This is a genomic window from Hymenobacter mellowenesis (assembly GCF_030581005.1).
Lineage (GTDB): Bacteria > Bacteroidota > Bacteroidia > Cytophagales > Hymenobacteraceae > Hymenobacter > Hymenobacter mellowenesis.
In genome coordinates this window covers 697,511-712,371 of the sequence record NZ_JAUQSX010000001.1, presented here as the reverse complement: position 1 = coordinate 712,371, position 14,861 = coordinate 697,511, and the positions used below count along the sequence as shown (strand labels likewise).

At 63.4% G+C, this 14,861-nt stretch carries 11 protein-coding genes; 9 read left to right on the top strand and 2 right to left on the bottom strand.

The genetic code is table 11. The features are described 5' to 3' along the window. The first annotated feature begins 5 nt into the window (after positions 1-5). The 3 genes from Q5H92_RS02855 to moeB all read left to right on the top strand — a co-directional run bounded on the left by Q5H92_RS02855 (position 6) and on the right by moeB (position 3,235). Entirely contained in the window at positions 6-788 is a 783-nt protein-coding gene (locus tag Q5H92_RS02855; protein ID WP_305009972.1) for a thiazole synthase, read from the top strand. Between the two features lie 92 nt (positions 789-880). Continuing rightward, entirely contained in the window at positions 881-2,002 is a 1,122-nt protein-coding gene (gene thiH, locus Q5H92_RS02850) for a 2-iminoacetate synthase ThiH (RefSeq protein WP_305009971.1), read from the top strand. 129 nt (positions 2,003-2,131) lie between these two features. Continuing rightward, complete coding sequence (gene moeB / locus Q5H92_RS02845; protein WP_305009970.1) at positions 2,132-3,235, top strand: molybdopterin-synthase adenylyltransferase MoeB; 1,104 nt, start codon at positions 2,132-2,134, stop codon at positions 3,233-3,235. Here the strand turns inward: moeB and Q5H92_RS02840 are convergent. Both Q5H92_RS02840 and Q5H92_RS02835 read right to left on the bottom strand, forming a co-directional pair. Next, the gene (locus Q5H92_RS02840; RefSeq protein WP_305009969.1) at positions 3,232-3,840 is read right to left on the bottom strand and encodes a thiamine phosphate synthase; all 609 of its coding nucleotides are present in this window, start codon (positions 3,838-3,840) and stop codon (positions 3,232-3,234) included. The two genes, moeB and Q5H92_RS02840, sit on opposite strands and share 4 nt — an antisense overlap. Positions 3,841-4,014: 174 nt before the next feature. Beyond that, entirely contained in the window at positions 4,015-4,629 is a 615-nt protein-coding gene (locus tag Q5H92_RS02835) for an HD domain-containing protein (protein WP_305009967.1), read from the bottom strand. A gap of 250 nt (positions 4,630-4,879) precedes the next feature. On the opposite strand from Q5H92_RS02835, the gene Q5H92_RS02830 reads away from it, so the two are divergent. The 6 genes from Q5H92_RS02830 (at position 4,880) to Q5H92_RS02805 (ending at position 14,835) form a co-directional block, all read left to right on the top strand. Further along, positions 4,880-7,093, top strand: coding sequence for an ATP-binding protein (locus Q5H92_RS02830; RefSeq protein ID WP_305009966.1), 2,214 nt, complete (start codon positions 4,880-4,882; stop codon positions 7,091-7,093). A 218-nt stretch (positions 7,094-7,311) separates the two neighbouring features. After that, complete coding sequence (locus Q5H92_RS02825; protein WP_305009964.1) at positions 7,312-8,694, top strand: ATP-binding protein; 1,383 nt, start codon at positions 7,312-7,314, stop codon at positions 8,692-8,694. A gap of 71 nt (positions 8,695-8,765) precedes the next feature. After that, entirely contained in the window at positions 8,766-10,940 is a 2,175-nt protein-coding gene (locus Q5H92_RS02820; RefSeq protein ID WP_305009963.1) for a sensor histidine kinase, read from the top strand. A 258-nt stretch (positions 10,941-11,198) separates the two neighbouring features. Beyond that, positions 11,199-13,187: a tetratricopeptide repeat-containing sensor histidine kinase gene (locus Q5H92_RS02815; RefSeq protein ID WP_305009962.1), complete on the top strand. Its 1,989-nt coding sequence runs from the start codon at positions 11,199-11,201 to the stop codon at positions 13,185-13,187. A gap of 52 nt (positions 13,188-13,239) precedes the next feature. Further along, entirely contained in the window at positions 13,240-13,620 is a 381-nt protein-coding gene (locus Q5H92_RS02810; protein ID WP_305009961.1) for a response regulator, read from the top strand. A gap of 168 nt (positions 13,621-13,788) precedes the next feature. Further along, positions 13,789-14,835 (top strand): adenylate/guanylate cyclase domain-containing protein, encoded by a 1,047-nt coding sequence (locus tag Q5H92_RS02805; protein ID WP_305009960.1) that lies wholly within the window; start codon positions 13,789-13,791, stop codon positions 14,833-14,835. Positions 14,836-14,861: the final 26 nt, after the last annotated feature.

Here is a 14,861-nt window from a genome sequence, read left to right as displayed (position 1 = left end):
TTATTATGTTAAACAAGAATTTGGTCATTGCTGACCGCACATTTAGCTCCCGACTGTTTACCGGCACGGGCAAATTTAGCTCGTCGGAGCTCATGGAAGAAGCGCTTTTAGCGTCGGGCTCTGAATTGGTGACGGTGGCCCTGAAGAGGGTGGACGTGGCCGCCGTGGAGGATGACATCCTGCGCCACCTGTCGCATCCGCAATTCAGCCTGCTGCCCAATACCTCCGGCGTGCGCACTGCCCGGGAGGCCGTTTTTGCCGCTCAACTGGCCCGCGAGGCCTTGAAAACCAATTGGCTCAAGCTCGAAATCCACCCCGACCCCAAGTACCTGCTGCCTGACCCCATCGAAACCCTGAAAGCGGCCGAGGAGCTGGTGAAGCTGGGTTTCGTGGTGCTGCCCTACATCCACGCCGACCCGGTGCTTTGCAAGCGCCTGGAGGAAGTGGGCGTGGCGGCTGTGATGCCGCTAGGCTCACCCATCGGCTCGAATAAGGGCCTGCTGACGCGCGAATTCTTAGAAATCATCATCGGCCAAAGCAAGGTGCCGGTGGTGGTGGATGCCGGCATCGGCGCGCCCTCGCATGCGGCGGCGGCCCTGGAAATGGGCGCCGATGCTGTGCTGGTGAACACGGCCATTGCCGTGGCCGGCAACCCGGTGGCCATGGCTACCGCCTTCAAGATGGCCGTGGAGGCCGGCCGAATGGCCTATGAGGCGCGGCTGGCCGCGCCGGTGGCGCACGCCGGGGCAGTGGCCAGCTCGCCGCTCACGGCGTTCCTGGATATGTAGATTTTAGTTGTCAGTTGCTCGTTGTCAGTTGTTAGTATCCGACAGCTGTTCGAAAGAGCTAACAACTGACAACGGGCAACTGACAACTAATTATGAGCTTCCAACCCATCTTCGAAGCCCAGCCCTGGGACGACGTCAAGGCCAGCATCTACGCCAAGACTGCTGCCGACGTGGAGCGTGCCCTGGCCGCGCCGCGCCGCACGCTGGAGGATTTCAAGGCGCTGATTTCGCCCGCCGCCGCGCCGTATCTGGAGCAGATGGCGCAACTGAGCCACCGGCTTACACGCAAGCGGTTCGGCAACACGGTGCAGCTGTACGCGCCCCTGTACCTGAGCAACGAGTGCCAGAATATCTGCACTTACTGCGGTTTCAGCCTCGATAATAAGATTGCACGGCGCACCCTGAGCAGCGTGGAAATGCTACAGGAAGCGGCCGTGCTCAAGGACTGGGGCTACGACCATGTGCTGCTGGTGACGGGCGAGGCCAACGTGACGGTAGGCGTGGATTACCTCGAAAAGGCCCTGCGCACGCTGCGGCCGCACTTCGCGCATCTTTCCCTGGAAGTGCAGCCGCTCGACCAGGCCGACTACGAGCGGCTGATTCCCGAGGGTCTGAACACGGTGCTGGTGTACCAGGAAACCTACCACCGCGACGACTACAAAAAGCACCACCCCAAGGGCAAAAAGTCGAACTTCAACTACCGCCTCGATACGCCCGACCGGCTGGGCCGCGCCGGCATCCACAAGATGGGGCTGGGCGTGCTCATCGGGCTGGAAGACTGGCGGACGGACTGCTTTTACACGGCGCTGCACCTTGATTACCTGGAACGCACTTACTGGCAAACCAAGTACAGCCTATCGTTTCCGCGCCTGCGGCCGGCCGAGGGCTTGCTCCAGCCCAAAGTGGAGATGAGCGACCGGGAGTTAGTGCAGCTGATTTGCGCCTACCGGCTGCTGAACGAGGAGGTAGAGCTATCGATTTCGACCCGCGAAAGCCCGGTTTTCCGCGACCATGTGGTGAAGCTGGGCATCACCAGCATCAGCGCGGGCTCGAAGACCAACCCGGGTGGCTACGCGGTGGCGCCGGAGTCGCTGGAGCAGTTCGAGATTTCGGACGAGCGCAGCCCCGCCGAGATTGCCGCCATGCTGCGCCGTCAGGGCTACGAACCGGTGTGGAAGGACTGGGATGCCACGTTGGTGGGGCCGAGCCGCTAGAAAAAGGCCGTCATGCAGAGCGCAGCGAAGCATCTCGCTTGGGGTAGTAACTCAATCGTTGAAAAACAGTTTAGTGTTGGCAGGCGAGATGCTTCGCTACGCTCTGCATGACGTTCAATTTTCATCCTGATGATTCCTGCCGACCTCCCGCTTTCCTCCGCCGAAACCAACCGCTACAGCCGCCACCTGCTGCTGCCCGAAATTGGCCTGGCGGGCCAGCAGCGCCTGAAAACGGCCCGCGTGTTGGTGGTGGGCTGCGGCGGCCTGGGCTGCCCGGTGCTGCAGTACCTGGCCGCCGCCGGCGTGGGCACGCTGGGCCTGCTCGATTTCGACACCGTGGACGACAGCAACCTGCAGCGCCAGGTGCTCTACGCCACCGCCGACGTGGGCCGGCCCAAAGCCGTGGCAGCCGCCGAAAAATTGGCGGCGCAAAACCCATTCATCATGCTGCAAACGCACCAAACGCTGCTGTCGCGCGACAACGTGTTGACGCTGTTTGCCGGCTACGACATCGTGGTGGATTGTTCCGACAACTTCGCCACACGCTACCTCGTGAATGATGCCTGCGTCATCCTCGGTAAGCCGTTGGTGTTTGGGGCCATTTTCAAGTTTGAGGGGCAGGTGTCGGTTTTCAATTACCAAAACGGCCCCACCTACCGCTGCCTCTACCCAGAGCCGCCCGCGCCGGGCGACGCCCCTAGCTGCGCCGAAATCGGCGTGCTGGGGGTGCTGCCGGGCCTAGTGGGCACCATGCAGGCAACGGAAGCGCTGAAAATTATTCTGGAGCTGGGCGAGGTGCTGAGCGGCCGCCTGCTGCTGGTCGATGCCCTGGGCATGCGCTTCCAAAGCATCAAGTTCCGGGCGGTGGCGGCCCACCAGCAGCTCACCGAATTGGCACCCGACTACGCGGCATTTTGCGGCGAGGCGCCAATGGCCGCCGCGCCGCAACGCGCCCCCGAAATCTCGGCCGACGACCTGAAGGCCTGGCAGCAAAGCGGCCGGCCGCTGCAGCTGCTCGATGTGCGGGAGCCGCATGAGGCGGCCCGGCACAACATTGGCGGCGTGCTGATTCCGCTGGGACAGCTAGGGGAAAAGCTCGGTGAGCTCTCGCCTGAAGTGCCGGTGGTGGTGCATTGTGCCGGCGGCACGCGCAGCCAGAAAGCCGCGCAGCAGCTATTTGCGCAAGGCTTCCGGGAGGTGTATTCGCTCCGCAACGGCTTGGCCGATTACTAGCCCACCACGGCTTGCAGCGCGCGGAAAGCAGCCACCGGGTTGGTGCTTTGCCACACGGCACCCAGCACGGCGGCGCCCGCAAATCCGGCTTGCTGCACAGCGGCCAGTCGGTGCGCCTCAATGCCACCCAGTGCCAGCACCTGCGGCACGTAGCCGGCCCGCCGCCTCAACTGCCGAAGTGCCTCAGCCACTGTGGATAACTCGAAGCCGGCCATGTAGTTGCTCTTGCTGAGGCTATCGAAAACCGGGCTCAGGAACACGTAGTCGTACTTTCGGCGGTGCTGGCGGATTTCGGCCAGCGTGTGGAAAGAGGTGGATAACTTCTGGCCGGTGGCTAGTTTAGGCCGGCTGGTCAGGGCCTTACGAGCGGTAGTGGTGAGGTGCAGGCCGCCGAGCTTCATGCCCGAAACCAGGGCCGGATGCCCGTGCAGCACCAGCCGCGCGCGGTAGCGGGCCGGCAGTTGCGCAATCAAATCAGCCATTTGCGGCTCGCTGAAAGCGGGCTTGCGCAGGTGCAGACGGGAGAGGCCGGCGGCCAGCATTTCGCTCATCAGCGCGGCTTCTTGCGCTACCGCTTCGGGCGACGAAATGACGATGAGCTGCACGGCGGTGAGTGGGAGAAATTAGGGTCGGTTAACAGCTCAGGTGTTTTTGAACGGTCATGTCGAGCTTGCCGAGACTCTCGCGTGGGGTAGTGATTCTTTCTTGCGATTGAATCACTACCCCACGCGAGAGTCTCGGCAAGCTCGACATGACGTTCTATGTGCTTTGATGAATTCCTACACCGCTTCGGCCTCGCCGGGCGCGGGCCAGTTGGCCAGCAGCGCCAGAATGTGGTCGAGCCGGGCCTGCTTGGGGGCGGCGCGCCGGGCAATGGCCGTGGGTGTCCAGAAATGGTGGCCGGCCAGAAACCGGGCCTGCAGCTGAAACCAAGCGTACTCGTCGGCGATGAGCTGGCGGGCCGTGAGCTCGTCGAAAAGGCTGGTAGAAATGGGCACGAAATCGGGCCGGCCAAGGTAGTCGAGGTCGGCGTCGCAGAGAATTTCTTCGAGGTGGTTTTGTGGCTCCTGCGGGTATTTGGTGGCCGTAATTAGGCCGCAGATTTGCGCAATTTGCGCGTCGGAATAATCAAAATCCGGCAGGGTGGCGCGGGCCAGCGCGCTGCCTTCGTCCTCGTGGCCCTGGTAGCTGCTCAGGAAGCCGGCGTCGTGGTAGAGGGCGGCGGTGCGCAGCAGGGCCAGCGCTTCGGGGTCGGTGATGCCCTCGGCGGCGGCCAGCTCCAGGGCCACTTCGGCCACGTCGAGGGTGTGGTGCAGGCCATGGTAATAGAGCGTGGGGGAGAGGCCGCGCCGCAGCTCGTTCACGATAAAATTTTCGGCGGCCTGAAGATTCATAAGGTAGGGACTACGGGCGGCGGGGGCTGGCAGGCGGGCAAAGCAAGCAGGTAAAATTGAAAACAGAAAATCAAGCGCTTACCGGGCGCGGGCCGGCCCTACAATTATGGCCCCGGTTGTGGCGGTTGCGAAGGAAATATTTCATCTTTACGGCATGGAAATGGCGGCATGCACCCGAACCTGGCAAAACGGCGGATTAAAAAGCCCGGCCCGTGCCGTATTTTCCATGCTTTACGCTTAGGTTCTACCGATGAGATGGATTGTTATGGTGCTGGCAATGTGGGCGCTGAGCGGACCCTTGCAGGCCCGGCAGCGCTACTGGGACGCGGACTACGATTCGCTGGCCCGCACGTTGCCCCGGCAAACGGCTGACTCGGCCCGGCTGCGCACCATCGTTCACCTGCTCGACCTGCGCCCCACCAATGCCGAGGCCCGGCCCCTGCTCGGCCAGCTGCTCGTCCTCAACCAGCGCCTGCAAACCCTGGACGACGCGCCCTACCGCCGCCTGCGGGCCGGCCTCTTGCTCTGGGACCGGAGCTCGCCCGCGGCCCTGGACACCATGAAGGCGGCCATAAACGAGTTTGACCGCGTGGGCCGCCCCATTCCCTGGCTGCTGATAAACCTGGTGAGCCTGTACAACCAGCAGAACGACATGGCGGCCCGGAAGAAATACTACGAGGAAAAGCTGACCTACTACCGGCTGCACAACGCCACCGAAAATATCACGGCTTGTTACATTTCGCAGGGTGCCTACTACCGGCGCATGGGCGACTACAACCGGGCCATCAACAGCACCCTGCGCGCGGCCGATACGGCCCTGCTATTCAGCAATAAGCTGCACATCAACGAGATAATTGTGACCGGTGGGCTGTATGCCGACTGGGGCAACAATGCCAAGGCCGTGCAATACCTGAGCCAGGCCCAGGCCATGCCCGAGTTTCGGCGGGTGCAGGGCACCAACCGGGTGTTCACGTTTCTGGCCCTATCGAAACTGTTTGGGCAGCAAAAGCGCTACCCGGCGGCGCTGCGCTCGGCCGATTCGGCCCTGGCTGCCCACGTTTCGGACCCCAGCGAGCAGCAGGTGGACCGCGCCTGTGCCCTGGTGCAAAAGGCGGCCGTACTGCTGCAAATGCGCGCCATCGACCAGGCCGCGCCGCTGTTGCAGCGGGCGCAGCAGCTCGATGATTCGTTGGATTTGCCCATGTCCAGCGGGCCCGGCGAGTTTGAGATTGACGCGACCCTGGCCCAGTACTACGTGGCCAAGGGCGACTACCAGCGCGCCGAGAAGCACTGGCTGCTGGCTTACCGCAAGGCCACGGCGGCGCGGCTCGACCGCCTGCGCCCGAAATACCTGCAGCAGCTGGCCGCCTTCTACGACGCCCGGGGCCAGATGGTGGAGGCCCAGCGCTACTCGCGCGCCTACATTGCCCTGGCCGATACCTTTCGCACGGCGCAGGCCGCCTTCAACGTGGCCCAGTACGAGGGCGAGCGCATCGAGCAGGCCCAGAATAGCCAGATAAATAACCTGCGCCAGGCCCAGGCCGTGCAGGCCGTACGCCTACGCCTCGGCAACCGCCTGCTGCTGGGCGCGCTGCTGGCCGTGCTGCTGGTGTCGGGGCTGGGCGTGTTTATCTACCGGCAGCTGCGCGTGAACCGGCGCAACCTGGCCCAGCTCCGCCAAACGCAGTCGCAGCTGGTGCAGGCCGAGAAAATGGCTTTCCTCGGCGAGCTCACGGCCGGCATTGCCCACGAGCTGCAAAACCCGCTCAATTTCATGAAGAACTTCGCCGAAGTCAGCTCCGACCTCGTGGAGGGCATGCACGGCGAAGGCGCCGCCCGCTCGGCCGATTTGGAACAGGAAATTCTGAGCGGCCTCAAGCAGAACCTCCAGCAAATCAGCCAGCACGGACAGCGGGCGTCGTCCATCATCAAGGGCATGCTGGAGCACTCGCGCAGCGGCACCGGCCGGCGCGAGCCCAGCGACCTCAACGCCTTGGCAGAGGAAAGCCTGACGCTGGCCTATCAGGGCCTGCGGGTTGATGACAAAAGCTTTGAAGCCACGCTGGACAAAGAATTTGACCCCCGAATAGGCGCCGTGGCCGTGGTGACGCAGGACATAGGCCGCGTGCTGCTCAACCTGTGCACCAACGCCCTGCACGCCGTGCGCCAGCGCCAGCACGAAGCCCGCTCCGGCGCGGCCTACGTGCCCACCGTGCTGGTGAGCACGCGCCGCCCGGCCGGCCGCACCGTCGAAATCCGGGTGAAGGACAACGGCACGGGTATGTCGGCGGCCGTACAGGCCAAAATCTTCGAGCCCTTCTTCACCACCAAGCCCGCCGGCCAGGGCACCGGCCTGGGCCTCTCGCTGAGCTACGACATCGTGACGAAAGGCCACGGCGGCACCCTCACCGTGGAAAGCCGCGAGGGCGAAGGCACCGAATTCCTCATTGTGCTGCCCGCCTAAAGGCCATCCCGGATGGCGAATTGCCGTTCCGGCGAAGGAGGCATCGGGGTAAAGCTCCCTGGCAGACAGCTCTCAGATACCTCTTTCGTTGGAACGACAATTCGCTATTCGGCCAGCCGCTGCGCCCGCGGCAGCATAGCGGTTCGGCTATTGCTGAGTAACATTGCCGCACACATTGCCGGGCCCGGCCCCGGCGGGCAGCTGCTCCCCCCTCACTCATGGCTCACTACTCGGGTTTAGGCGATATTTTTTTCACGGCTCCGGTGGCCTTCGGGATAGTGGGCGCCCTGCGCAAGTTCCTGGACCTGCCCAAGCGCCTGCCGCGCTGGAACCCGTTGCTGACCTGGATTTGGGTGCCGGTGCTGGTGCTGTACCTGGCCGCCCAGGCGTTCGATTTCTGGAGCCCCAAGCTCGGCGATGCGTATTGGCTGCTGGTGCTGGGCATGGTGATGGCCGTGCTGCTGGCCGTGCGCGACTACCGCCCGGCCCGCTCGCTGCTGCTGGCCATGGGGCCGTTGGTGCTGTACAAGCTGGTGGAATACGTGCTGGAAACGCCGCAGGGCAAGGTTCCCAAGCAATACGACTCGGCGCTGGATACCACGCAGGCCTTTGTCATCATCTGGCTGGTCACCTTCATTCTCATTGCCCGCAACCAGAAGAAAACCCTGGAAAAAGAGCGCCTGCTGCGCGAGGAAGAAGAAAAAGCCAAGCGCCTCATCGAGGCCCAGAACGCGCAGTTGGAGCACTTGGTGGCCGAGCGCACCGCCGCCCTCACCAACCAGGCCGAGGAGCTGCGCGCCGCCCTTACGGAGCTGCGCACCACCCAGGCCCAGCTCATTCAGAGCGAGAAAATGGCCAGCCTGGGCGAACTCACGGCCGGCATTGCCCACGAAATCCAGAACCCGCTCAATTTCGTCAACAATTTCGCCGAAGTCTCGGCCGAGCTGGTGACCGAGCTGGAGGAGGAGCGCGAAAAGCCGGCCCGCGACCTGGAGCTGGAAGCCGACCTGCTGGCCGACCTCAAGCAAAACCTGCAGAAAATCCATCAGCACGGCGGGCGCGCCGCCAGCATCGTGCGCGGCATGCTGGAGCACTCGCGCGCCAGCTCCGGCGAACGGGTGCCCACCGACCTCAACCAGCTGGCCGACGAGTACCTGCGCCTGGCCTACCACGGCCTGCGCGCCAAGGACAAGACCTTCAACGCCACCCTCAAGCCCGATTTCGACCCCGCCCTGCCGCCCGTCGAAGTCATTGCCCAGGACCTGGGCCGGGTGCTGCTCAACCTGCTCACCAACGCCTTCTACGCCGTGAAGCAGCGCCAGCAGCGCGCCGAGCCCGGCTACGCGCCCACCGTGAGCGTGAGCACCCGGCGCGTGGGTGAGGAAGTGGAAATCCGGGTGAAGGACAACGGCACGGGCATGCCCGAGAGCGTGCAGGCCAAAATCTTCCAGCCCTTTTTCACCACCAAGCCCACGGGCGAGGGCACGGGCCTGGGCTTGTCGCTGAGCTACGACATCATCACCCAGGGCCACGGCGGCACGCTGGCCGTGGAAAGCCGCGAGGGCGAAGGCACCGAGTTTGTCATTTGCTTGCCGCTCTAATCGCCAATTTTACTGGAATTAATTCCATTCGCGCGAAGAAGACGTTTTCTGCGCGCCGCCTGCCGCTGCCCATGCGCTTCTTGTTATTGCTCGCGGCCCTGGGGCTGCTTTTCGGCATTGCCACGGCCGCGCCATTGCCCGCCGATACGGCCGCCGTACGCGTCGACCACCTGCCCGCCACGGGCCTGACGCTGGAAAAAGGCTGGCGCTACCACGCCGGCGACGACCCCGCCTGGGCCCGCCCCGGCTTCGACGACCGCGCCTGGGACACGCTCAACCCCGCCCGGCCGCGGCGCGAGCTGCCGGCTGTGCTGGGCACGGGCATCAGCTGGCTGCGGTTGAGCTTCCACCTCGCCGACAGCCTGCGTGCGCGGGCCGTGCTCCTGCAGGCGTCCGGCTACGGGGCTTGGGAAATTTACCTCGACGGACGGCTGGTGCAGCGTGCGGGCACCGTGCAAGCCCACCCCACCGACGTGCGCAACCCCGACCAGCCCCAGACGGCCGGGGTGCCCGCGGGCACCGTCGGCGGGCAGGTGCTGGCCATCCGCTTCGCCCCCTGGCAGTCGCCGCTGCTGCGGGTAGCCCCGGACCGGCAGCTGCTGAGCGTGCTGCTGTGCGGCGCGGCGCAGGTGCGGCAGCAGGAGTCGGTTCGGCTGGCGAAGGTGGTTGTATTCAGTGTGTTGTCGGGCGTATTTGGCCTGCTCGCCGTATTGCACCTGGCGTTTTTTCGCTACTACCCGGCCCAGCGGGCCAACCTCTACTTCGCCTTTTTTGCTCTGGCTATGACGCTGCTCAGCCTCAACGTGCTGAGCCGTCAGGCCCTGGCTTTCTCTGGCCCGGTGGCCGCGCTGCTGCAACAATTAGCCGGGGGCCCGTTGATGCTGGGCGCTTACTTGTGGGCGGTGCGGGCCCTCTATGCCTTGTTTGGCTTCCGGCCCGGCTGGCTCTATAAGGGGTTGTGGACGGGGTTTTGGGTGACGGCTGCCATCCAGCTATACGATGCGGCCTACGCCGCACCGCTCCTGGTCATCCTACTCGTGGTGGCCATTGCCGAGTTGCTGCGCCTGACGAGGCACGCCCTGCGGCGGCGGCAGCGCGGCGTTTGGCTTATCGGGGTGGGGTTTGGCGTGGTACTGCTGCTGCTGCTGTTCATCGCGTTCAACATCGCCACCAACCTGCTAAAAATCTCGGGTCCATCCTCAGCCTCCGAAGACAGCGTTACGATACTAATTCGCTTGCTGCTGTACCTGGCCCCGGCGCTGGGCATCAGCCTGTATCTGGCCCGCGAGTTTGCCCTCGATGCCGAGCTGCTGCAAGTCAAGCTCAGCGAAGTGGAGCGCCTATCGGCCCAAACCCTAGCCCAGGAGCAGGAGAAGCAAGCCCTGCTGGCCGCGCAAAATGGAACCCTCGAAACCCAGGTGGCCCAGCGCACCGGCGAACTGCAACGCTCCCTGATGGACCTGCGCGCCACCCAAGCCCAACTCATTCAGAAGGAGAAGATGGCCAGCCTGGGTGAGCTCACGGCCGGCATCGCCCACGAAATTCAGAACCCCTTGAATTTCGTCAACAACTTTTCGGAGGTGAGTACCGAGCTGATGGCCGAGTTGCAGGAAGCGCAGGCGGCCGGCGACGCGGAAGAAGTGGCGGCGTTGGCGGAGGACGTGACGCAGAACCTGGGCAAAATCAGCCACCACGGGCGCCGGGCGGCGGCCATCGTCAAGGGCATGCTGGAGCACTCGCGCACGAGCACCGGCGAGCGGGCGCCCACCGACCTGAACCAGCTCTGCGACGAGTACCTGCGCCTGGCCTACCAGGGCCTGCGCGCCAAGGACAAGTCCTTTAATGCCGCGCTGGAGACGGACTTCGCTCCCGGCTTAGCGCCGGTGTCGGTGGTGGGGGCCGACGTGGGGCGGGTGCTGCTCAACCTGTTCGGCAACGCCTTTTATGCCGTGCAGCAGCGCCAGCAAATCGGCGAGGCCGGCTATGCGCCCACTGTAAGCGTGAGCACCCGGCGCGTGGGTGAGGAGGTAGAAATCCGGGTGCGCGACAACGGCGTGGGCATCCCCGACGGCATCAAGGCCAAAATCTTCCAGCCCTTCTTTACCACCAAGCCCACGGGCGAGGGCACGGGTCTGGGCCTCTCCCTGAGCCACGACATCATCGCCCAGGGCCACGGCGGGCGGCTTGCGGTAGCGTCTCAGGCAGGGAAATTCACCGAGTTTCTGATTAGCTTGCCACTTAATTAAGCAGGTCTTTTTCAGGGTAACTTATCGGTTCGCTTGCCTGTTGAGGTGCTGGCCGGTCAATTCCGCAACGCATTCGTGGCCAGCGGGCAATTTGGCCGTTTTTGATTGGAAAAACAGCCGGTAGCCTGCCGTCTGCCAAGGCAGCTGGGCGGCGCGGTGCGAGCCCGGTGGTGCTTCTCAGATTTGGAATCTGCTTGTCCTTTGTCAGCGTTCAATCGTCGTTTCTTGCACAACCTATTTACGCCCTTTTCTGCAACATTGCCTAAGTCTGGCTGGCTGCGTCTGGTGCTGGCGTGCTGCCTGCTGCTGGGGCCGGGCCGGGTTTGGGCGCGCGCCCTGCCCGTGCAGGCGCCGCGGCCCGCCCAAAGCCGGGCCGTCGACAGCCTGCGCCACCTGCTGTCGCTGCCCCAAACCAACTACGACCAGGTGCTGCTGCTCTGCCAGCTCAGCGACCAGCTCTGGACGCAGCGCACCGATTCGGCGGCCGTGTACGCCTTCAAAGCCCTGAACCTGGCCCGGCGCATCGGCTACCGCCACGGCGAAGGCGAGGCCCTCAACCGCCTGGGCGCCGCCCTGCGCGAAAGCAACCTGGCCCGCGCCTTGGAAGTGTTTCAGAAGTCGCTGCGCATTGCCGAAACTACCCACGACCGCGCCCTGGCCGCCCAGAACCTGCGCAGCATCGGCATCATCTACGTGTATTTGCGCGACCAGCGCCAGGGGCTGTCCTACTATTTCCGGGCCCTGCGCCTGGGCGAAGAGCTGGGCGACGACCGCCGCGTGGTCATCGAGCTCAGCAACATCGGGCTGGCCTACGACCTGTTCAATCAGCTCGATTCGGCCCGTATTTTCCAGGAGCGCGCCTACACCCTGGCCCGGCGCCTGCACACGCCCACCAACTACATCCTCTACGGCCTCGGCAACGTGGCCCGTAAGCAGGGGCGCACGGCCCAGGCCAAGGCGTTTTACCGGGCCAGTATCATCGAGTCGAAGCAGGTGCAGCACCTGCGCAGCCTCAACTTTTCCTACGTGGGCCTGGCCACCCTTTACCAGCAGCAAGGCCAGGCCGATTCGAGCATTTATTACGCCCGCCTGGGCTACCAGGCCGCTCAAACCAACGGATTTCTGCGCGGCGTGCTCAATGCCAGTACCTTGCTCACGCAGGATTTCAAAGCCCGCAACAACGCCGACAGCGCCCTCAAGTACCAGAGCCTGAAGATAATTATGCAGGACACGCTGTTCGGTCAGGAGAAGGTGATGCGCCTGCAAAGCCTCAACTACCGCGAGCAGCAGCGCACCCAGGAAGCCGCCGCCGCCCAGGCCGCCCTCAAGGCCCGCTACCGCACCTATGCGTTGGTGGCGGGCGTGGTGGCGCTGCTGGCGCTGGCGCTGCTGCTGGGCCGCCACGCCCGCCAGCAGGAGCGCGCCCGCGAAGCTCTCGAACAATCGTTGGCCGAGCTCAAAACCGCCCAGGACCAGTTGGTGCAGCGCGAGAAAATGGCTTTTCTGGGCGAGCTCACGGCCGGCATTGCCCACGAGCTGCAAAACCCGCTCAACTTTGTGAAGAACTTCGCCGAGGTGAGCACCGACCTCGTGGACGAAATCACCGGCGAGCACCGCGACCCCGCCCGCAATACCGGTCTGGAGCAGGAAATCCTGGCCGGCCTAAAGCAGAATCTGCAGAAAATCAGCCAGCACGGCCAGCGCGCTACGTCCATCATCAAGGGCATGCTGGAGCATTCGCGCAGCGGCACCAGCCAGCGCGTGCCCACCGACCTCAACGCCCTGGTGGACGAAAGCCTGCGCCTGGCCTACCAGGGCCTGCGCACCAAGGACAAAGACTTTAGCGCCGAGCTCGACACGCAGCTCGCGACTGCGCTGCCGCCGGTGCCGGCCGTGTCGCAGGACTTGGGCCGCGTGCTCATCAATTTGTTTACCAACGCCTTCCACGCCGTGCAGCAGCGCCAGCGGCAAGCCGACGACCCCGCCTACCAGCCCCGGGTGAGCGTGACCACCCGGGCCGTACCGGGCAGCGTCGAAATCCGGGTGCGCGACAACGGCGTGGGCATTCCCGACGGCATCAAGGCCAAAATCTTCCAGCCCTTCTTCACCACCAAGCCCGTGGGCGAGGGCACGGGCCTGGGCCTCTCGCTGAGCCACGACATCGTGACCACCGGCCACGGCGGCACCCTCACGGTGGAAAGCCAGGAGGACCAGGGCACCGAATTTGTGGTGACACTGCCGGCCTAAGCGGCCCTGGCTTTACCTTTGGCTTCCTCAAATCCGATAAAAAAATCTGCCCATGCAAATCTTGGTGGTCGACGATGAAACCGATGTGCGCGACCTGTTTCAGCAGCGCTTCCGGCGCGAAATCCGCAGCGGCGAATGGACCTTCAGCTTCGCGTTTTCGGGCGAGGAGGCGCTGGAATACCTGCGCGCCCACCATTCCGAGGTGCTCATAATCCTCTCCGACATCAACATGCCCGGCATGAGCGGACTCGATTTGCTGAGCCACGTGAAGGAGGAGTTTGAGATGCCGCCCACCACCATGATGATGATTACGGCCTACGGCGACGACGACAGCTACCGCAAAGCCATGGCGCTGGGAGCCAACGATTTTCTGACCAAGCCGGTGGATTTTGCCGTACTCAAAGAAAAATTAGCACATTTGCTGCCGTCGTAAACGTCGCCTGTAGCTTTGTAAACGGTCATGCAGAGCGTAGCGAAGCATCTCGCTCGGGATAGTAATTTCAATCGTTGAGAAAAGATTAGTGGTAGCATGCGAGATGCTTCGCTGCGCTCTGCATGACGTTCTCGCTGCGTAATAATACGTTCTACTACAATCAGTTCTATGAAAACAAAAATTCTGGTGGTCGACGACGAAACCGACCTGGAACTGCTGATTAAACAGAAATTCAGACGCAAGATTCGGGAGCAGGCCTACGAGTTTGTTTTCGCCACCAACGGCGAGGAAGCCCTCTCGCGCATCATCGAGCACCCGGACACGGACATCATCCTCTCCGACATCAACATGCCGGTGATGGACGGCCTGACGCTGCTCACGCATACCCACTCGGAGCACCCGGCCATGAAAACGGTCATTGTGTCGGCCTACGGCGACTTGGGCAACCTGCGCACCGCCATGAACCGCGGTGCCTTCGATTTCGTGGTGAAGCCCGTGGACTTTGCCGATTTGGAAGTCACCATTGAGAAAACCGCCGACCAGGTGCGCCAGCTGCGCGACACGCTGCGCGCCATCCAGGAAAACAACATCCTGAAGATGTACGTGGACGAAACGGTGCTCAACTTTATGACCCGGCCCGACTTCGAAAACCGCCTGCTGGCTTCCGAAACCGTGGAAGCCACCGTGGTTTTTCTCGACATCTGCGGCTTCACGGCCCTGGCCGAAAAGCTGGCGCCCACCGACGTGGTGAGTTTGCTCAATACCTATTTCGACCTGATTGTGCAGGAAGTCATTGCGCAGGGCGGCCACGTCGATAAGTTCATGGGCGATGCCGTGATGGCCGTTTTCCGCGGCGAGCACCACCTCGACCGGGCCATCGACGCCGCCCTCTCGGCCCGCGCTGCCCTGGCTGATAACCAAACCCCGCTGCCCGCCGGATTCGACTACCGCCCCGAGGTAAGCATCGGCGTGAACACCGGCGAAGTGGTGTCCGGTAATATCGGCTCGGCCTCCCTCAAACGCCTGGACTACACCGTTATCGGCGACGTGGTAAATATGTCGCAGCGTCTGCAATCAGCTGCCAAAGCCGGCCAGATTATCATCAGCGAAGCCGTGTACGAGCGCGTGAAAGAGTCGTTCCACTGCCAGTTTGTGAGCGAAGTGACGCTGAAGAACAAGGCCCTGCCGGTGAAGATTTACGAAGTGATGGAGTAAACTGTAGCGTGGACTCTGTGAGTCCG